Below are 17,445 nucleotides of genomic sequence, written 5' to 3'. Positions count from 1 at the left end.
CACAGGGACAAAGCCCCATTGCGGCCTTTCATTTCAGTCAAACGCCCCCTATATTCGTTTTGTCGGCTTGACCGACTATGGCGATAAATGGGCGATGAAATAAGCCGTTCGGACCCGGGGGCGGTACCCGGCGCCTCCACCAAAAGCCGCTGTTGACGACAGAGCGGTTTTTGCTGGGGGCGAAATAGGATCGACGAAGGTGTAAAGATCGTACTTTTGCCCGGCATTGTACCACCGTCATCGGGCTAAACTTATAGTTGCCAACGACAACTATGCGGAAGCTCGTCTCGCTGCTTAATGCAGTGCGAACGCTTCAAATCAAGCCCTAGGGGTTCGCACTTCTAGGCGGGGTTCGGAGGTACCTGGCAACAGAAACCTCCACTTCTCCCCCCTCAATTTGCGTCATGCGCAACGCAAGGCTTTTGCCGACCAGACTTCGCACGGCCGGTGGGCCGCGAAGCAGCCGTGTCGCGCGTGTCTGTTTCTTCATGGGCAAACAATGCAAAACGATTCCGATCGATTCTTCGTGCTGACCGGTGGTCCGGGCTCCGGCAAGACCACTTTGATCGAAGCCTTGCGCCGGGCAGGCTTTGCCACTTCAGTCGAAGCCGGACGCGGCATCATCCGCGACCAGGGCACCATTGGCGGATCCGCCCTACCCTGGGCGGATCGTGGATTGTTCGCCGAACTGATGCTGTCCTGGGAGATGCGCTCCTACCAGAACGCAATCGAACAGAAAGGACCGGTCTTCTTCGATCGCGGCGCGCCGGACACGCTTGGCTATCTCAGGCTGAGCGGCCTGCCCGTGGCAGAGCACGTCAGGACCGCCGCCAAGCGCTTCCGCTACAATCCACGCGTCTTCATCGCTCCGCCCTGGCCTGATATTTTCGCGCAGGATGAGGAACGCAAGCAGACACCAGACGAGGCCGAGCGCACTTACCATGCGCTGGCCGGCGTCTATACGGAGCTGGGCTATGAATTGGTTCCGCTGCCTCTGGGGCCGGTCGAGACACGGCTGCGTTTCATACTGGCCGAGGCAGGATTGGCGTGAAAGGCCGGATAGTCCGGGCCTTCCATCGGTGGCAATTGCCCTATTGCACCACCGTTTCAACTGCTTCGTGGCCAGACCCGGACGTCTTTGCCCCCTGGTCTTCGTCCAGATACCGGCGAAAAAAGGCAAACACATCGGCATTGAACGTCTTGTGGAAGGCAATGCGGTCGAAGCCGCTGGCACACGGCGACCACATGGCCGCGTCGTTGGCCGGCCCCGCAGCATCCCCCGGAATCCGAATGAATTTCAGGCCGGCGGCATGAGTCGTCGTGGCCACCAGGCGTACTACCGGCGCGGCTGCGCAAGCGCCTTACGACCGTTCAGGGCACGGTCTCGACCCTGCCGCTTCCGCTGACATGCGAATTGATCTTCGGGTTGCCGTGGACCTGCACGTTGCCGCTGCCCGACACGCGGATGTCAGCCTGGTCCTGCGGCGCGATATCGGCATTGCCGCTGCCGCTGATCTGGACGCTGGCGGTCTTGGCCGCGAGCTTGCCTAAATCGCCTGAACCCGAACCGGAGATGCGCAAGGAGAGATCCTGCACACTGCCGCTGGCGCGCACATCGCCGCTGCCGCTGATGCGCAGATCGAGCGCCTCCTGGGCAAGAGCGGAAAGCTCGAGCTTGCCGCTGCCGCTCAACCGCCAATTGGGGACCGCTGGACCGGTAAGCTGGACGCTGACCGGCAGGCCATCACAATCGAAACCGTCGTCGAAGTCGAGCACATTGCCGGACAGGCGCACATGCGAAACAGCTTCGGGATCGCCGCTAACGACAGCCTGGGAAGGCGTGCCGGGCCGATAAGTCACCGTTGCCGGCAGCGCAATCTGGAATTCGCTGGAGACCGGTTCCCAGGCCAGCGTTACCGATCCGGGCTTGGTCCCGTCCCCGGAAGTGCGGCAGCTGGAGGCAAAATTCCACCAACGGCCGCCTCTCCACTCGTTGCCGGCGATCGAATTGGCCAGCGACAGACAAATCACCGCCACGGCGAGTGACAGCACGGCGGTCCAGGCAAGCGTCTTGTTCATGTTGCACCTGTTATTTCTGCGTGGCGGCGCGCCACGGGGTTGATCAGGGCTGGCGTGGTTTGACCAGGCGGTAGTGCAGGCGCGCATAATCCCCCAGCAGCTTGACCCCGACATTGAGGCCAAGCAGCAGCAGCGAGCCCAATCCGATGCTGGCGGCGGCAAGGCCGACAGCGGCCAGCAGGCGTGCGAACGCCGTGGCCCACGAAGCGAAATGCCAGAACGGCACGACGCTCAACAGCAGTCCGATGCTGGTGACGCCCAGCGCCAGGACCGCAATGCCGAGACCGAGCGCAACGACGCAGAAGACGATGAGAACCGGCAGCAGCAGAAGGATGTCGAAGGCGGCGAGCCCGGTCAGCGCGAGCAGCGCGGCGGCAACGCCGGCCGGGCCACGATCATGCTCCCAGCGGCGGATCCCTGCTTCCGCCCTCAGCTCCCGCCCCAGCCGCGCCGGATCGCCGAGTGCCTTGGCGACATCCTCTTCGCTCCGTCCCGAGGCCCGCGCCTCGTCGAAATGGGCACCGTAGTCGGCGACGATTTCGTCGATTTCGCCCGCGGGCATTCCGGCAAGGCTGTTGCGCAGGGAAACCAAGAAAGCATCGCGGTTCATTCCATCTCTCCCAGGAAAAGGTCGACGGCATCGACAAAGCTTCGCCACTCTCTGCTGCGCGCTTCGTAGGCGGCCCTGCCGACCGCGGTGAGCCGGTAGTATTTGCGGGAGGGGCCGCTCGTCGATTCGACGAGCCATGTCGCGACAAGCCCATCGCTCTGCATGCGCCGCATCAGCGGATAGATCGTCCCTTCCCCCATGCCGACACGCTCGGCCAGCGTGCTGGCGATCTCATAGGCGTAGCTTTCCCGCCGGGCGAGCAAGGCAAGCACGCACAGTTCGAGCGCTCCCTTTTTCAGCTGGACGTCATTTGGATCGGTCATCGTCCGTTCCCGGCAAGTCCAGTACACTCTATTGGAAGGTACCTGTTTATGCAAGATACTCACTTAAACGTGGTACCCATTTGATCACAAGGTCGTTCGAAGCCCGGATTTCATGAGGCGTTGCGGAGAGATACGCAGCTCGGAACATGGCCGTGCTTGTGCCGGCCGCCATGGGCCACGCAATAAAAAAGGCCGGGAAACCCGGCCTTTCATGTGCTTGCAAGTGGTGCCTATTCCGCTGGCGCCTCGACTGCCTCGCGCGAGCGGCCGAGTGTGACCTTGGCCAGCGTGAAGGAAATCACCGCGCACAGCGTGATGCCGGCGACCATCGGCAGCGGCGTGCCGTCGAAGAACACACCGGCGACGCCCATGGCGAGTGCGCCGATGGCGAAGTGCAGCGTGCCCATCAGCGCCGAAGCCGTGCCGGCGATATCGCCATGCTCTTCCATGGCCAGCACCGAAGTGGTCGGGATGACCAGGCCGAGGAAGCCGTAACCGACGAAGAGCAGTGCCGCCATCACATCGAGCCGGTCGATACCCGTCGCCATCACGGCGAACAGCACCACCATCGTCGAGGCATAGCCGGTCACCGCGACGCGCACCACGCGCCGCAGCCCAAAACGCTCGGCCAGCACTCCCGTCAATTGCGACATGCCGATGAAGGCGACCGCATTGATCGAGAAGAACACGCTGTAGACCGAAGGCGACAGCCCGTAATGGTCGATCAGGATGAAGGACGAGCTCGACAGATAGACGAAGAAGCTCGCAATGCCGAAGCCGGCGATCGCCACCAGGCCAAGGAAATTGCGGTCCCCCATCAGGAAGCGGTAGCCGGCAAGTGCGGTTCCGAAGGAAGAACCGACGCGTTCTTCCGCCGGCCGCGTCTCCTTGAGCGAGGTCGCGAGCAGGATGGTGGCAAGGGCCGCCGCGCCGGTCACCGTCCAGAACACGGCGCGCCAGCCGAAATTCTCGATGATCTGGCTGCCGGTCAGCGGCGCCAGGATGGGCGACACCGAAAACACCAGCATGAGCAAGGACATCAGCTTGGCCGCCTCATTGCCTGTGTGCAGGTCGCGCACGATCGCGCGCGGCACGGCCATGCCGGCGCTGGCGCCAAGGCCCTGCAGGAACCGGAAGGCGATCAGCCACTCGATGGTCGGCGCCATTGCCGAGCCGATGCCGCCGACCATGAACAGCGCAAGGCCGCCATAGAGCGGCAGCTTGCGGCCGACCATGTCGGAGATCGGACCGACGACGATCTGGCCGAAACCCATCGACAGAAAGAAGATCAGCAGGCTCATCTGCACGGCGGCCGTGCCGGCGTGCAGATCCGCCCCGATCGACGGCAGAGCGGGGAGATACATGTCGATCGCGAACGGGCCGATGGCGGACAACAGGCCGAGCACGACCGCGATGCGGAGGAATTTGGGACTCATGATATTGGCTTCTTTCGAATCTGGCTGCCGCCGCCAAGCGACGTCTAACCCTAGGACGGTCCATCCCATGAGGTTCCGACACTTCTTCGGAGCGAAACCTCTTTGTATCTTGTCCACAAATTTAGACAGTCTTGTCTAAATCGTCAATCACCTCTATATACATTTTCATGAGAGCGAGCGTTTCTCCTGACACTTTCCCGCCACGCGGCCACGAGGCCAAGCGCCTGTCGATCGTCGACACCGCGGCGACGGTGTTCTGCCGCGAAGGCTTCGCCGGCGCCAATATCGACCTGATCGCCGCCGAGGCGGGCGTCTCGCGCCAGACCGTCTACAACCACCATGGCGACAAGGAAAAGCTCTTCATGGCCGTGGTGCGCGACCTCACCGAGCGCTGCAATGTCGGCATCTTCGCCACCATAGCCACCTTTCCCGATCAGCCAGGGGATCTCGAAGCCGACCTGATCGGCTTTGCCGTGCGCCTGAACCAGAACTGCATCTGCAACCGCGACGGAAAATTCCTGCGCAAGCTGATCCAGACCGAAGGTGAGCGCTATCCCGAACTGTTTGCCGAGTGGCGCGAGCAAGGCCCGGGCAGGACATGGCCGGCAATCGCTGCCCGCTTCGCCCGCCTCGCCTATGGCGGCCATCTCGTAATCGATGATCCCGACGTCGCGGCGCGCCAGTTCCTCGGCCTGGTCAATGCCGAACTGCAGACCACCTTCATGCTCGGCGGCACGCCGCGCGAGGATGAGGTGGTGCAATCGGCGACAAACGGCGTTCGCACCTTCCTGCGCGCTTTCGGCAAGCGCCCCACGGCGGCCAGCGCGAAAAAGCACGCTACGCTGGCCAACGCATAACATTTGCGGTTGCCATGAAGCCGGCTCGCCGATCAAATCGTTGGCAATAGTCCTCGCTTCGACGCGGCGGTGATCTATATGCGGTTTACGCCGCGCTCAAGCTTGATTACAGCTATGCGGACGATTCAACGGAACCCGACCACCACATGGCCGACGACCACATCCGCTACGACATTCTGGCCCAGGAGGCGTTGCGCGGCGTCATGCGCAAGGTCCTGGCCGAGGTCGCACGCACCGGCCTTCCCGGCAACCACCACTTCTTCATTACCTTCCTGACCGGCGCGCCCGGCGTGCGCGTGTCGTCGCGGTTGCGCGAGCGCTATCCCGAGCAGATGACCATCGTCATCCAGTTCCAGTATTGGGACCTGAAGGTGACCGACACCGGCTTCGAAGTTGGCCTGTCCTTCTCCGACGTGCCGGAGAAACTGGAAATCCCGTTCTCGGCCGTGCGCGGCTTCTATGATCCCTCGGTCAATTTCGAACTCGAGTTCGACGTCAAGACCGACGCCCAACCCGATGAGGAACCGGCCGCGCCCGCGCCCGAGCCGCTGACCATCGTCTCCGAGAAGAAGCCGAAGGCCGAGAAGAAAGCCGCCGCCGAGGCGGAGAAGAAGCCCGCCGCGGCTGAAGCCGGCACCAAGGGCGCCGAAGTGGTTTCGCTCGACGCCTTCCGCAAGAAATAGGCTCCCGGGCTCCCGCCATGGCCGACATCGTCAATCTCCGCCAGGCTCGCAAGCAGAGGGTGCGGGACGAGAAGCTGCGCGTCGCCGAACAGAACCGGGCCCTGCACGGTCGTTCCAAGGCGGACAAGCAACGCGATCGGCTGGTCGCCGACAAGGCCGAAAAATTTGTCGAAGGCCATCGCCTCGAGCCGTCCGGCAGGGACGAGCAATGAGCGTTCGGCCGTGAGCGTCGTCGAAAAGCGCTCGGTGACCATTCGCGGCCATCGCACCAGCTATTCCCTCGAAAAACCGTTCTACGACGATCTCGTCGCCATCGCGGCGCAGAGAAAGCTGACGCTCGCCGCTCTCGTTGCCGAAGTCGATGAGACGCGGCCCCGCGACACCAACCTGTCCTCGGCGCTGAGGCTGCACGTGCTGCAATGGGCCAAGCGCGGAGCCAACGCCTAGCCTAGGCGCTCTCGACAGCGCCTGCCTTTTTCCCGCGCCTGGTGCCGAAGCCAAGCAAGGTCGAGCGATCACGCTCCTCGGCCTGTTTTCTCGACCGCACGCGCATCAGATCCTTCCAGCCGACATAGCCAACCAGCTTTGCGTCCTCGCGCGAGACGACCGGCAGATGCGACACATTGGCCATCAACAGCTTGTCGGACAGACCTTCCAGATATTCGTCGGGAAAAGCCAGGGTCACCTTGCTTCCGGCGAGCAGCTCGCCGAGCGTCGTCGTCCTGTGCGTGCCGGCACGGCGCCAGCGCAGGATCGCCGGCGGATCGATGAGGCCGAGCACCTGCCCGTTCTCATCGATCACGGGAAAACTCGGATGGCGTGTCTCCGGCGCGGTCAGGAACGCCGCCGCGCCATGCAGCGTCATCGTCGCCGGCACGCTCTCGACCTGCGACGTCATCACCTCGCGCACCCTGGTCAGCGCGAATGGATCGACACGATATTCGCGCACGAGGTGGTGCCCTCGCCTGGCGATCTTCTCGGTCAGGATCGAACGCTTCATCAGGAGCACCGTCACGGCATGCGCCGCCGCACAGGCCGCGATCAGCGGCACCAGCACATGCGTGTTGCCGGTCAACTCGACGGCGAAGAACGTGGCCGTCAGCGGCGCGCGCATCGTACCGCCCATCGTGGCGGCCATGGCCAGCAGCGCCCAGAAGCCCGGATCCGCCGCGGGCAGTATCCCGGCAAGCACCGCGCCCATTGCGCCACCCATGATCAGCAGTGGCGCCAGCACGCCGCCGGATGTTCCCGAGCCGAGCGCCACCGACCAGATGATCGCCTTGACCACGAGCAGGAGAAGCGCCGCGGCGGCGATCGTGCGGCCATCCAGCATGTCGGCGATGTTGTCGTAGCCGACGCCGAGTGCCCGTGGTTCGATCAAGCCGCCGATGCCGACCACCAGGCCGCCGATCATCGGCCACCACATCCAGTGGATCGGCAGTTTCTGGAAGGCGTCCTCGCAGGCATAGACCATCTGGGTGAGCAGCCCCGACAACAGGCCGGCGCAGATGCCTACCAGAACCCAGCCGCCGAGCCCGGTGAACGACACCGCCATGCCGCCCTGGAACGGAAAGATCGGCCCGGGCAAATGCAGCACGGTGCGCTCGACCTCGGCCACGATGGCTGCCACCGCCACCGGAATGAAGCTGCGTGGCGTCCATTCGAACAGAAGCAGTTCCACCGCCAGCATGATTGCGGCTATCGGCGTGCCGAACACCGTGGTCATGCCCGCCGCCGCCCCCGCCACCAGCAGCGTCTTGCGCTCATTGTCGGTGACCGGCAGCATCTGCGCGATCAGCGAGCCGATCGCGCCGCCAGTCATGATGATCGGGCCCTCGGCGCCGAACGGTCCGCCGGAGCCGATCGAAATCGCCGACGACAGCGGCTTCAGGATCGCAACCTTGGCATCGAGCTTCGAGCGCCCGAGCAGGATCGCCTCGATGGCCTCTGGAATGCCGTGGCCGCGGATCTTCTCGCTGCCATAGCGCGCCATCAGGCCGATGATCAGTGCACCTATCACCGGCACCACCACCGCGGCGTAACCGAGCGGCGTGTCTTGCAATTTCAGGTCGTCGAGCGTGAACTGGCCGAAGTAGGCGATGTTGGTGGCGAGCCGGATCAGTTTCAAAAGCACGATGCCGGCAAACAGCCCCGCCGTGGCGACCACCACGGCTATGGTGGCAATCGTCAAGACCCGCGCGTCGGTGGTGAAATCGCGCAAGTGACCGTTTTCGGAATGATGGGGCTTCATGGCTGGCTTTCTGGCGGCGGCCGGATCTCGGATATGCGGCACTGGCGAAGACGCCAGCCGGCTTTGTCGGCTCGCTATGTATCGTAACACGATATAAATTCAAGCCGGTTTGCATCAAAACCGTTTGAGCCTTTTGCCGGAATGGAACAAATGTCAGGAATGACGCAGCCGAAGAAACCTCGCCCCGCCATCAAACAGGCCGACTACCAGCGGCTGTCCGAATTCCGCTACCTGATCCGCCGCTTCCTCGAATTCAGCCAGTTGCAGGCGGAAGACGCCGGCCTGACGCCGCGCCAGCACCAGGCCCTGCTGGCGATCAAGGGATTTCCGGGCGGCGGACCGGTGACGGTCGGCGACCTGGCGGAGCGCCTGCGCATCCGCCATCACAGCGCGGTCGAACTGGTCAATCGCCTCAGCGAGGCGGGCCTGGTCGCACGGGATCAGGACAAGGATGACCACCGCCGTGTGCTGCTGCGGCTGACCGAGCGCGCCGACGATTGCCTGGCCGAACTGTCGGCGGCGCATCTCGACGAGCTTTCTCGCATCGAGCCCATGCTGCGGCGCCTGCTCGACCAGGGCCGCGAGTGACGCGCAGGCGTCTTGCGCGGCCCTACTGCAACGACTTCAGCAGATTGTCGATCGTGAACGGATTGGACTTCGGCTTGGCCGGCGGTGGATTGTCGTTGGCCTCCGGCAGCGGCGCACGGTCGACCTTGGGTGCCTGTTCCGCGGCCTTGCGTTCGGCCTCGAGCCTGGCCTTTTCCTGCGAAGCGATGCGCAGCGCTTCTTCCGCCTTCTGCCGCTCCTGCTCGGCTTGCGCCTTGGCGGCTTCGTCGGCGGCCTGCTGCTCGGCCGCGGCTTTCGCATCGGCATCAGCCTTTGCCTTGGCGTCGGCATCGGCCTGGGCTTTCGCCTCTTCGTCGGCCTTCGCCTTCGCGTCCGCTTCAGCCTGGGCCTGGGCGTCAGCCTCCGCTTTCGCCTTGGCGTCCGCCTCGGCTTTCAGCCGCGCCGCTTCCTCCTGCTGGCGCAATTCTTCCGCCGCCTTGTCGCGCGCGTCCTGTAGTGCCGCGTAATAGCGCACCTCGCGCCGCAGCCTCTGCTTTTCGAGCAGCGCCGCCTGCATGGCCTCGACGCGCTGCTGCTCTCTTTCCAGCGCGCGCTGGGTCAGGAACTGCGCCAGCGGCTCGCTGTCGAACTGCCGCGTGACGGCGCCGAAAGGCCCTTCGGCGGTGAAATTGACGACCGGCTCCGAACCCACCAGCGCCTCGTCGCCGGGCCGATAGGTGATCGCGCCCTTGGCGGAGACCGTGCTGGTGTTGAGATCCGCCGTGATGTCGGCGGACAGGGTCGCCGCCGGGTTTTCAAGGCTGATCGGCGGCGCCCGCAGCGTGCCGCCGGCAATGGTGAAGGCGATGTCGGCATCCTTGGCGGCGAAACTGCCATCAGCCGCGATCCCGGGCGCGAAGTCGGCGGTCTTGGCCACGTCGATGTCGCGCCCGATCGTGTCCGCCTTGGCCAGGAAGGCGCTGAACGCATCGGGATTGACGCCGGCGACCTGCAAGCTCCTCAGCGTCGCCGTACCGGAGCCGGACAGGGCCGCGATCATCGCATCGACCGACTTGCCGCTGGTCGATAGCGTCGTCGAGAAATCGCCGATGCCGCCAATGCCTGTATCCGGCAACACGTTCGCCAGGTCGGCACCCGCCAGTTTCATCTGGCCGGTGAAGAGCCCGGTGCCTTCATTGTTCTTCAGCTCGAACAGGCCGGTCAACGCACCGCCAAGAAGTTTCGCCTTGAGGTCCGAAACCCGGATGCCTTCCTTGTCGAGCTTGAGCGAAAAGGCGGCGTCATAGGCGGTGGCGAACGGTCCGGCGGCAAGAGCTGATGTCGTCAGGTCGAGGTCGGCGGTGAACGGCAGGCTGGATTTCTGGCTGAAGGGCGAGGACGGCCAAACGCCCCCCTCGTCGCTCGCGCTCTTGTCGGCCCCGCTTTTCTTGTCAACAAGGAAAGCGGAATCGCCGAACAGCGCCACGGCCATCGGATCGAGATCGAGCTCATCGAGCGCCAGCGCGCCGGCCAGATGCGGAATGCCGTCCTTGGTGTCGATATTGATGTCGCCTGAGACCGCCGCCTCATTGATGGCGCCGCTGACGCTGTCCAGCACCAGCAGCCCGTTGCCGTAGTCGCCTTGGGCCGAGAGCGACGTCGACATGCCCGCTCCCATGCCCGGCAGGCCAATGCCTGTCGTCATCAGCCAGGGTTCGATGTCGGCGGCATCGAGGTCGATTTTGCCTTTGGCGGTTGGCCCTTGCGGCGTATCGGCGATCGTCCCTTCGAAGCCGGCCTTGAAGTCATTGCCGACAAGGCTGAAAGTCGTCGCCAGGCCGCCGCCAAGCGTGCCTTTGGCCTGGAGGTCCGTGTGTGCCTCGCCCAGCATGCCAAGCGGCAGCGCCGGCAGGCCGTAAAGCGCCAGCAGTGCGGTGGCGTCCGGATTCTTGGCGTTGAAGGTCAGCGTCACCGGCGCGTCAAGCAGTCTGTCCAGCGTCCCCTTCCCCGACAGCGAAGCCGAAAAGGCCGAGCCTCCGGCGTTACCCTGCCCGCTTACAGCCAATCCCGTCGTGCCGTCGCCATTGTCGGCGGCACTCGCCACAAGGTCGACACGCGCATCCTGGAACAGGTCCGGATAGGCGGCGGCACGGCTTGCCAGCCCCTTCAGCACCGCATTGTCGGGATAATGCTGCGCGGCAACGTCGATCAGCGGCTTGAGGTCGACAGCGACGACGGAAGCGTCGAGCTTGCCGGTGGGGCTCGCCGGGAAATCCTTGATCCGGCCCGTGGCGCTGATCGAGGCGCCCGCCAGCCCGCCGACCGACAGCCGGTCGACTTCGAGCAGCCCATCGCGCAGCCTGAGCGCGGTGTCGACCGTGTCGGCGGTCAACCCGCCGGCACTGACCGGCCCGGCCTTGATCTGGAAATCGAGATCGCGGTCGGCAAAGCGGTTGGCCCCCTTGTCGCTGACGAAGATCGAGGCGAAGGCCGCCAGCCCATCGACGTCAAGCTCGCCGCCTTCAAGCCGCATCAGCACCGACGGCCTGGCTTCGTCGGGCTGGCTGGAATCGATGCGTCCGGAAAACTTCGCCTTGCCCAGGATCAGTTCGAGGTCGCTGAAGGCCTGGCGCTTCTCGGAGAGATCGACCTTGGCCTTGAAGCCGGCAGCGGGCAGACGGCGGATCGCCTCGTCGACATCCTTCGACAGCCAGGCGGCAAAACCGGACGGCTGGGCGACGGCCAGCAGCAGCGAGCCGGTGAAGCCGAAATGGTCGTCGACCCTCAGCATGCCATTGGCTTCCAGCGTCGTGCGACCGGGCAAGGTCGCGGCGAGCGACTTCACCGACCAGCCTCCTTCGACCGGCTCGGCGGAAAGATGGACATCACGTACCGTGGTATCGCCGGCCACCACCGCCGGCAGCTTCACTTCCACGGTGCCGGGTATGGTCGGCTTCGGCAGCCCGAGCAGCGCCTGCTCCAGCCCGGCAATGCGCTGGTCGAGTGTCAGGCCGGTGCCGGCTTGGGCGCCGACCGCCTCGTCGAACTGCACCTGCGCGCCATTGGCCTCGATGGCGAAGCTCGGCTTCTGGCCGAGATCGACCGAGGCCTTGCCGTCGGCTGTATAGGGATTGTCCAGCGGTCCGGTCTCGAAGCGGAACTCGTCGACGCCGAGCTTCTGATGGTCGAGCGAGAACTTGCCGTTCAGCCGGAAGCCCGGATCGGGCTTGCCGGCGCTGACCTTCACCGTCTCGCCATCGTTGCCGCGCAGTTGGGCGCTGTTCTTGTCGGCACCGGAAATCTTGAACTGGCCGGAATAGACGGCGGCGCCGTTGACGATGCCGGCATTGCCGTCGGTCTCGATGACCAGCGGATAGGCATCGGGATCCGCCTTCAGCCGCAGCCGCATCTGGCCATTGCCTTCGGCCTTGCCGGTCGACGCCGCGACAGTGGTGCGCAACCCGTCGAGCCGCAACGTGCCGTCCATGCGCCATGGGCCGGCCAGCGACTTGGCCGAGATGGTCGAGTTGATTTCGGAAAAGACATGGCTGCGTCCGCCCGCGGCATGGCGCAGTTCGATCTGCCCCTCCGTCACCGTCAGCTTCTCGATCGAGATCTGGTTGAGATCGAAGGGCGACGACGGCCGTATCGCCCAGTCGACCGTGCCGTCATTGGCAATATCGATGGTCGCCTTCGGGTGCACCAGCCGCATGTCGAAGATCAGCACCTCGCCGCGCAGGAAGGGCGCCAGTTCCGCATCCATCGAAAACGTCTCGACGGTCATGGCCGGCTGGCCGTTGGGGCCACCGGCGACGGCGACGTTGGAGAAGGTCACCGAGGGGAATGGTAAAAGCCTGGCCGTGGCGTCGCCCTGCACCGTCACCTTGCGGCCGAGGATCGCGCTTGCCTCACGCTCGAACTGGGCGCGGTAGCCGGTCCAGTCGACAAAATACGGTCCCACCAGCGCCGCGCACAGCACCAGCACAAACAAGCCACCGAAGATCACGAACAGGCGTGCGAGCATCAGCTCCGAACAGGTTGATTGAAATTCTGCCGCACTCTACCCGCATCCGCGTGTCGATAAAGAGGCAATTCATCCAGTATTGCGTCATCCCGGACGATCTGAAACAAATCCGGGACAAGCGGAGATTTCGGATGTCGAGCAAGAACTGGGACCGTGTGCCGATCGATGCGCAGAGCGTCGATGCTCCGCTTTCTCAATCGGCGATTTTCCTCGTCGTCACGGTCGCCGCGGAGCAGCCGGCCCTGGCCAAGGTTTGTTCCGTGCTCGGCGAGCTTGACGATCTGGTCAAGACCGTCGGGTTCCGCGACCTCGGCGGCCATCTGTCGTGCATTGCCGGCATCGGCCGCGATCTCTGGGACCGTCTCAGCCCCGGCCGGCGGCCGCTGGAACTGAAGCCGTTCGCGCCGATCAAGGGAGCGGTCCATTCGGCGCCCTCGACACCGGGCGACCTCCTCTTTCACATCCGGTCCGAACGGCCAGACATGTGCTTCGAGTTCGAGCGTATCCTGCTCGACAGGCTTGGTCCCGATGTGACCGTCGTGGACGAGGTGACGGGCTTTCGCTACTTCGATGCCCGTGACCTGCTCGGCTTCGTCGACGGCACCGCCAACCCGACCGGCCTCGACCTGCCCGCCTCGGCGCTCGTGGGCGACGAAGATGGTGACTTTGCCGGCGGCAGCTATGTCGTCGTCCAGAAATATCTGCACGATATGCAGGCCTGGGCGCGCATTCCGACGCCCGAGCAGGAGGCGATCATCGGCCGAACCAAGATCGACAACATCGAGATCGATGATGACGACGCGCCGCGCAAATCGCACAAGTCGCTGGCCACGATCGAGGATGCCGACGGCAACGAGTACGACATATTGCGCGACAACATGCCGTTCGGCAGGCCCGGGCAGAACGAGTTCGGCACCTACTTCATCGGCTACAGCAGGTACCTCTGGGTCACCGAGAAAATGCTGCAGCGCATGTATGTCGGCGACCCGCCGGGGGCTTACGACCGGCTGCTCGACGTCTCGACACCGCAGACCGGCACGACATTCTTCGCGCCGACCCGTCCCCTGCTGCAAACGCTCGTCCAGAACGCGCAGAAGCAGCTTCCCGCCGCACGGTAAAGCGGCGGGCCGACAGCTATTGTCCGCAAAACCTCAGCGTGCGTCGCGCTTGGCTTGTGCCACCTTGCCTGCCTTGCGCTGCCGGCCGAGTTCCGCCGGCCGGACCAGATTCGGCGCCCGCTTATTGGCCACGGAGCGCATGCCCTTGTGAGCCGTCCGTGAATTGTGAGACGGACCGTCCGATGGCGCACCTTGCTTCAGGGCCAAGGCCTTGCGTGCGTTCCCGACCAGGGAAACGCGGGCCGCCAGTTGGCGCCGCCGTTCGGCCTCGCCATTCAGCCGCCGCATGGCCATGGCCAGCACCGCCAGCTTCACCTGCGAGCCACCATCGGCCTTTGAAGGCGTAGCGCCTTTCGGCGCACCCTTGCCGCGGATCTCACGCCGGCGGCGGTGCGCTTCGGTCTGCGCCTTGTCGCGCCGCTCCCGCAGCAGCTTGACCAGACCGGAAAGGTCGGCGTCGGAAAGCTCCTGCACCGCCGGATGGTGCGACTTTTCCACCAGTTCCTTTTCATCGGCGCTCAGCGCGCGCGCTTCTTCCTTGCGTGAAATGGCCATCACAGTCCTCCTCAGCTGGCGTGCCTGCTCTTTCAGGCCCGCCGCCTCTGGAGGTTCGGTCCGAATGGTGGCGCGGTCAAGACGAGCCTTTTGTCGGGCAGCCGATGCCACTCCGATCAGCTAGCGGATCGGCCGCGCAGATACGCGCAGACCAGTTCGATGAGTTCGGCCCGCAGCGCTGGTGAATCGAGTTCGCCATGTCGCGCCGCAGTATGCACGACCCCTTCGACGGCGCCCGACAGCACACGCCCGGCAATCTCGTCCCGCTCGGGGTCGGACTTGCCCGGGGCCAATGCGATTACGCGCTGGTAGCGGCGCAGATACTCCGCCTCGAACTCATCCTGCGTCGAGCGCGCGGCAAGCGGCACCTCGTCGAGCAGGACACGATGCAGGTCCTGATCGACATTATGGGCGGCGACGACACCGTCGATCAGTTTTGCTGCACACTGCTCGAGCGTCATCGCTCCATCGCGCTCCTCCGAACCGGAAATCGCGGCGAGCACTGCGTCGAGATGGCGTTTGCGGATCTCTTCCGCCAGCGCCAGCTTGTTGGGAAAATATTGATAGATCGAACCGACGCTGACACCGCCCACGGAGGCGGTTTCGTTGGTGGTGAAATCCGCCCAGCCGCGCCACGCCAGAACGCGAGCCGCAGCCTCCACAATCGTGTCCACGGTCGCGCGCGAACGCTGCTGTCGTGGCGCTTTGCGCACGTTTGCCTGCTCTGCCGGAACGCGAGTAGCCATGTCAGGGCGTCTTCACCAAAATGCGATTGTCAGCTCACATTTATCCAAGCCCGCAACGCAAGCCAATGAGAGACCATCATGAGCAGCAAGACACTGCTTCTATCCCTGTTCCGTTACAAATGCTGGGCCGACGACGAATTGCTCGCTTTGCTGGCCGAGATCGAGAGTGAGCTACCCGACCAGCAGCTCGGCGAGATCCTTGAAACCATCAATCACGCGCATGTCGTCGATCGGATATTTGCCTCGAACGTCGAGAAGAAGAAGCACGCCTACCGGGACACCGGCACGAACAACACGCCGACCCTTGCCGAACTGTCCAAGGCAATCGTCGAAACGGACCGGTGGTATCTCCGCTATGTCGAAGAGGTTGAACCGGGAGCGCTGGCGGAGACGATCCGGTTTGCCTTCACGGACGGCGCCTCGGGGCAGATGTCACGCGAGGAGATGCTGGCGCACGTCATCACCCATGGCGGCTATCATCGCGGCGACGTCGGCCGCATCGTCACCCAATTGTCGAAGCCCACGTCTCCCGACACATTCACCGGCTATCTCCACCGGGCCGAGCCGGCACGTCGTTCGTCGATATGATCTGGGCCACCGCTGGACATGAGAATACCGGCCTCGCGCCGGCTCCTGGCTGCGGCGGGATGGTCCCTACCCCACGTCAGGCAGGATCTTGCCCGGATTCATGATGTTTTGCGGGTCCAGCGCCTGCTTGATGGTGCGCATGATGTCGACGCCGTGGCCGAGTTCGCGGCGCAGGAAGCCGATCTTGCCCTGGCCGATGCCGTGCTCGCCGGTGCAGGTGCCATCCATGGCGATAGCCCGCATGTTGAGCCGCGCGACGAATTCTTCGCAGAGCGCGATCTCCTTCGGATCGTTCACATCCATCAGCACCAGCGTATGAAAATTACCGTCGCCGGCATGGCCGACGATCGGCGCGATCAAGCCCATTTCGGCGATGTCGGCCTCGGTTTCGGTGACGCATTCGGCAAAGCGCGAGATCGGTACGCAGACATCGGTCGAAAGGCCCTTGGCGCCCGGCCGCAGCGTCAGCGACGCCCAGTAGGCATCGTGCCTGGCCTTCCACAGCTTGGTTCGCTCTTCTGCGACGCTGGTCCACAGGAACGGGCCGCCGCCGTTTTCCTCGGCGATCATGCCGAAAGTCTCGGCTTGTTCGGCAACGCTGGCGTCGCTGCCGTGGAACTCCACGAACAGGCACGGGCTCTCGGGATAGTCGAGCTTGGAATAATTCTTCATCGCCCGCATCTGCAACCCGTTGACCAGTTCGATGCGCGCCACCGGAATACCCATCTGGATCGTCGCGATGACGGCGTTGCAGGCCGCCTCGACACTCGGGAACGGACAGACACCGCCCGAGATCGCCTGCGGAATGCCTTGCAGCTTCAGCGTCAGTGACGTGATGATGCCGAGTGTGCCTTCCGAACCGACCAGAAGCCTGGTCAAATCGTAGCCGGCCGAGCTCTTTTTAGCTCGCTTGCCGGTCGTCACCGTCTCGCCATCGGCCATGACGGCCGTCAGCGACAGCACGTTCTCGCGCATCGTGCCGTAGCGTACCGCATTGGTGCCGGAAGCCCGCGTTGCCGCCATGCCGCCCAGCGAGGCATTGGCGCCCGGATCGATCGGAAAGAACAGGCCGGTGTCGCGCAGATGCCGGTTCAGATCCTCGCGTGTCACGCCGGGCTCGACCGTGCAGTCGAGATCCTGCGGGTTGACCGCAAGGATGCGGTTCATGCGCGAGGTGTCGACCGAGATGCCGCCGCCCGGCGCGTTGGTGTGGCCTTCCAGCGAGGAGCCGACACCGAAGGCGATGACCGGCACACGGTGCGCCGCGCAGACACGCACGATCTCCTGCACCTCGGCCGTCGTCTCCGGGAAAGCGACACCATCGGGCGCCTGCGTCGGGATATAGGTGGTGGTGTGCGCGTGTTGCGAGCGGATGGCCTGGCCGGTCTGGAAGCGCTCGCCCAACTGTTGCTTGAGGATGCCGAGGACCGCAGCGATCCCTTCCTCGTTGCGTTCGACCGGATTGAGGTCGCTCAGAGCCATGAATTCCTCCGCGAATGGACCAGCGCCCACGCTTGTTTTGCAGCTATGGATGCCTAAAGCAATTCCAGGAAAAGTGTGAAGCGCTTTTCCCGGGAAAACCGCATGGCGCTTTCCCTGGGGATGGCGTCAGAACAAAAAAGTCTCCGC

18 protein-coding genes and 1 other RNA gene are annotated in these 17,445 nt (G+C 64.2%); 9 read left to right on the top strand and 10 right to left on the bottom strand.

All coding sequences use genetic code 11. The features are described from left to right. Positions 1 to 22: 22 nt before the first annotated feature. Both ssrA and FJ977_RS30230 read left to right on the top strand, forming a co-directional pair. Positions 23 to 383, top strand: a transfer-messenger RNA (tmRNA) gene (gene ssrA, locus FJ977_RS30235). A gap of 116 nt (positions 384 to 499) precedes the next feature. Then, positions 500 to 1,051: an AAA family ATPase gene (locus FJ977_RS30230; protein WP_140775854.1), complete on the top strand. Its 552-nt coding sequence runs from the start codon at positions 500 to 502 to the stop codon at positions 1,049 to 1,051. A 40-nt stretch (positions 1,052 to 1,091) separates the two neighbouring features. On the opposite strand, the gene FJ977_RS30225 is transcribed toward FJ977_RS30230, so the two are convergent. The 5 genes from FJ977_RS30225 to FJ977_RS30205 all read right to left on the bottom strand — a co-directional run bounded on the left by FJ977_RS30225 (position 1,092) and on the right by FJ977_RS30205 (position 4,448). Next, the gene (locus tag FJ977_RS30225) at positions 1,092 to 1,328 is read right to left on the bottom strand and encodes a hypothetical protein (protein ID WP_140775853.1); all 237 of its coding nucleotides are present in this window, start codon (positions 1,326 to 1,328) and stop codon (positions 1,092 to 1,094) included. A 43-nt stretch (positions 1,329 to 1,371) separates the two neighbouring features. Continuing rightward, the gene (locus tag FJ977_RS30220) at positions 1,372 to 2,079 is read right to left on the bottom strand and encodes a DUF2807 domain-containing protein (RefSeq protein WP_181180116.1); all 708 of its coding nucleotides are present in this window, start codon (positions 2,077 to 2,079) and stop codon (positions 1,372 to 1,374) included. 43 nt (positions 2,080 to 2,122) lie between these two features. Continuing rightward, a complete protein-coding gene (locus FJ977_RS30215; protein ID WP_140775851.1) occupies positions 2,123 to 2,689 on the bottom strand; it encodes a DUF1700 domain-containing protein in 567 nt (188 codons plus the stop codon). Continuing rightward, positions 2,686 to 3,012, bottom strand: coding sequence for a PadR family transcriptional regulator (locus FJ977_RS30210; protein ID WP_140775850.1), 327 nt, complete (start codon positions 3,010 to 3,012; stop codon positions 2,686 to 2,688). Before FJ977_RS30210 ends, FJ977_RS30215 begins: the two co-directional genes overlap by 4 nt. Positions 3,013 to 3,242: 230 nt before the next feature. Next, the gene (locus FJ977_RS30205) at positions 3,243 to 4,448 is read right to left on the bottom strand and encodes a multidrug effflux MFS transporter (RefSeq protein ID WP_140775849.1); all 1,206 of its coding nucleotides are present in this window, start codon (positions 4,446 to 4,448) and stop codon (positions 3,243 to 3,245) included. 167 nt (positions 4,449 to 4,615) lie between these two features. Between FJ977_RS30205 and FJ977_RS30200 the strand changes: the two genes are divergently transcribed. The 4 genes from FJ977_RS30200 (at position 4,616) to FJ977_RS30185 (ending at position 6,435) form a co-directional block, all read left to right on the top strand. Next, positions 4,616 to 5,305, top strand: a complete 690-nt coding sequence (locus FJ977_RS30200) for a TetR/AcrR family transcriptional regulator (RefSeq protein WP_140775848.1) — start codon at positions 4,616 to 4,618, stop codon at positions 5,303 to 5,305. A gap of 146 nt (positions 5,306 to 5,451) precedes the next feature. Next, the gene (locus FJ977_RS30195) at positions 5,452 to 5,988 is read left to right on the top strand and encodes an SspB family protein (protein WP_056573125.1); all 537 of its coding nucleotides are present in this window, start codon (positions 5,452 to 5,454) and stop codon (positions 5,986 to 5,988) included. Between the two features lie 17 nt (positions 5,989 to 6,005). Continuing rightward, a complete protein-coding gene (locus FJ977_RS30190; RefSeq protein ID WP_140775847.1) occupies positions 6,006 to 6,200 on the top strand; it encodes a DUF4169 family protein in 195 nt (64 codons plus the stop codon). Between the two features lie 10 nt (positions 6,201 to 6,210). Further along, positions 6,211 to 6,435 (top strand): ribbon-helix-helix domain-containing protein, encoded by a 225-nt coding sequence (locus FJ977_RS30185; protein WP_140775846.1) that lies wholly within the window; start codon positions 6,211 to 6,213, stop codon positions 6,433 to 6,435. A 1-nt stretch (position 6,436) separates the two neighbouring features. On the opposite strand, the gene FJ977_RS30180 is transcribed toward FJ977_RS30185, so the two are convergent. After that, positions 6,437 to 8,239, bottom strand: coding sequence for a chloride channel protein (locus FJ977_RS30180; RefSeq protein WP_140775845.1), 1,803 nt, complete (start codon positions 8,237 to 8,239; stop codon positions 6,437 to 6,439). 141 nt (positions 8,240 to 8,380) lie between these two features. Here FJ977_RS30180 and FJ977_RS30175 point away from each other — a divergent pair, with 141 nt between their 5' ends. Then, on the top strand, positions 8,381 to 8,827 hold the full coding sequence (locus tag FJ977_RS30175; RefSeq protein WP_181180115.1) for a helix-turn-helix domain-containing protein: 447 nt from the start codon (positions 8,381 to 8,383) through the stop codon (positions 8,825 to 8,827). A 22-nt stretch (positions 8,828 to 8,849) separates the two neighbouring features. Here FJ977_RS30175 and FJ977_RS30170 read toward each other — a convergent pair whose 3' ends face one another. Further along, positions 8,850 to 12,809: an AsmA family protein gene (locus FJ977_RS30170; protein WP_140775843.1), complete on the bottom strand. Its 3,960-nt coding sequence runs from the start codon at positions 12,807 to 12,809 to the stop codon at positions 8,850 to 8,852. A gap of 131 nt (positions 12,810 to 12,940) precedes the next feature. Between FJ977_RS30170 and FJ977_RS30165 the strand changes: the two genes are divergently transcribed. After that, entirely contained in the window at positions 12,941 to 13,927 is a 987-nt protein-coding gene (locus FJ977_RS30165; RefSeq protein ID WP_140775842.1) for a Dyp-type peroxidase, read from the top strand. 33 nt (positions 13,928 to 13,960) lie between these two features. On the opposite strand, the gene FJ977_RS30160 is transcribed toward FJ977_RS30165, so the two are convergent. Both FJ977_RS30160 and FJ977_RS30155 read right to left on the bottom strand, forming a co-directional pair. Beyond that, complete coding sequence (locus tag FJ977_RS30160; protein ID WP_140775841.1) at positions 13,961 to 14,482, bottom strand: hypothetical protein; 522 nt, start codon at positions 14,480 to 14,482, stop codon at positions 13,961 to 13,963. Between the two features lie 116 nt (positions 14,483 to 14,598). Next, a complete protein-coding gene (locus FJ977_RS30155; protein ID WP_140775840.1) occupies positions 14,599 to 15,228 on the bottom strand; it encodes a TetR/AcrR family transcriptional regulator in 630 nt (209 codons plus the stop codon). Positions 15,229 to 15,306: 78 nt separating this feature from the next. Between FJ977_RS30155 and FJ977_RS30150 the strand changes: the two genes are divergently transcribed. Beyond that, a complete protein-coding gene (locus FJ977_RS30150) occupies positions 15,307 to 15,816 on the top strand; it encodes a DinB family protein (RefSeq protein ID WP_140775839.1) in 510 nt (169 codons plus the stop codon). A gap of 66 nt (positions 15,817 to 15,882) precedes the next feature. Here the strand turns inward: FJ977_RS30150 and FJ977_RS30145 are convergent, their stop codons facing one another. Then, complete coding sequence (locus FJ977_RS30145) at positions 15,883 to 17,298, bottom strand: FAD-linked oxidase C-terminal domain-containing protein (RefSeq protein WP_140775838.1); 1,416 nt, start codon at positions 17,296 to 17,298, stop codon at positions 15,883 to 15,885. Positions 17,299 to 17,445: the final 147 nt, after the last annotated feature.

The organism is Mesorhizobium sp. B2-1-3A (assembly GCF_006442655.1).
Lineage (GTDB): Bacteria > Pseudomonadota > Alphaproteobacteria > Rhizobiales > Rhizobiaceae > Mesorhizobium.
The sequence above is the reverse complement of the archived record's forward strand: the minus strand, read 5'-3'. Positions and strand labels throughout refer to the sequence as shown.

Bases quoted from the DNA above. Each gene is read 5' to 3' on its own strand.
- FJ977_RS30230 (WP_140775854.1), top strand. From the start codon at position 500: ATGCAAAACGATTCCGATCGATTCTTCGTGCTGACCGGTGGTCCGGGC.
- FJ977_RS30220 (WP_181180116.1), bottom strand. From the start codon at position 2,079: ATGAACAAGACGCTTGCCTGGACCGCCGTGCTGTCACTCGCCGTGGCG.
- FJ977_RS30215 (WP_140775851.1), bottom strand. From the start codon at position 2,689: ATGAACCGCGATGCTTTCTTGGTTTCCCTGCGCAACAGCCTTGCCGGA.
- FJ977_RS30210 (WP_140775850.1), bottom strand. From the start codon at position 3,012: ATGACCGATCCAAATGACGTCCAGCTGAAAAAGGGAGCGCTCGAACTG.
- FJ977_RS30205 (WP_140775849.1), bottom strand. From the start codon at position 4,448: ATGAGTCCCAAATTCCTCCGCATCGCGGTCGTGCTCGGCCTGTTGTCC.
- FJ977_RS30200 (WP_140775848.1), top strand. From the start codon at position 4,616: ATGAGAGCGAGCGTTTCTCCTGACACTTTCCCGCCACGCGGCCACGAG.
- FJ977_RS30195 (WP_056573125.1), top strand. From the start codon at position 5,452: ATGGCCGACGACCACATCCGCTACGACATTCTGGCCCAGGAGGCGTTG.
- FJ977_RS30190 (WP_140775847.1), top strand. From the start codon at position 6,006: ATGGCCGACATCGTCAATCTCCGCCAGGCTCGCAAGCAGAGGGTGCGG.
- FJ977_RS30180 (WP_140775845.1), bottom strand. From the start codon at position 8,239: ATGAAGCCCCATCATTCCGAAAACGGTCACTTGCGCGATTTCACCACC.
- FJ977_RS30175 (WP_181180115.1), top strand. From the start codon at position 8,381: ATGGAACAAATGTCAGGAATGACGCAGCCGAAGAAACCTCGCCCCGCC.
- FJ977_RS30170 (WP_140775843.1), bottom strand. From the start codon at position 12,809: ATGCTCGCACGCCTGTTCGTGATCTTCGGTGGCTTGTTTGTGCTGGTG.
- FJ977_RS30165 (WP_140775842.1), top strand. From the start codon at position 12,941: ATGTCGAGCAAGAACTGGGACCGTGTGCCGATCGATGCGCAGAGCGTC.
- FJ977_RS30160 (WP_140775841.1), bottom strand. From the start codon at position 14,482: ATGGCCATTTCACGCAAGGAAGAAGCGCGCGCGCTGAGCGCCGATGAA.
- FJ977_RS30155 (WP_140775840.1), bottom strand. From the start codon at position 15,228: ATGGCTACTCGCGTTCCGGCAGAGCAGGCAAACGTGCGCAAAGCGCCA.
- FJ977_RS30150 (WP_140775839.1), top strand. From the start codon at position 15,307: ATGAGCAGCAAGACACTGCTTCTATCCCTGTTCCGTTACAAATGCTGG.
- FJ977_RS30145 (WP_140775838.1), bottom strand. From the start codon at position 17,298: ATGGCTCTGAGCGACCTCAATCCGGTCGAACGCAACGAGGAAGGGATC.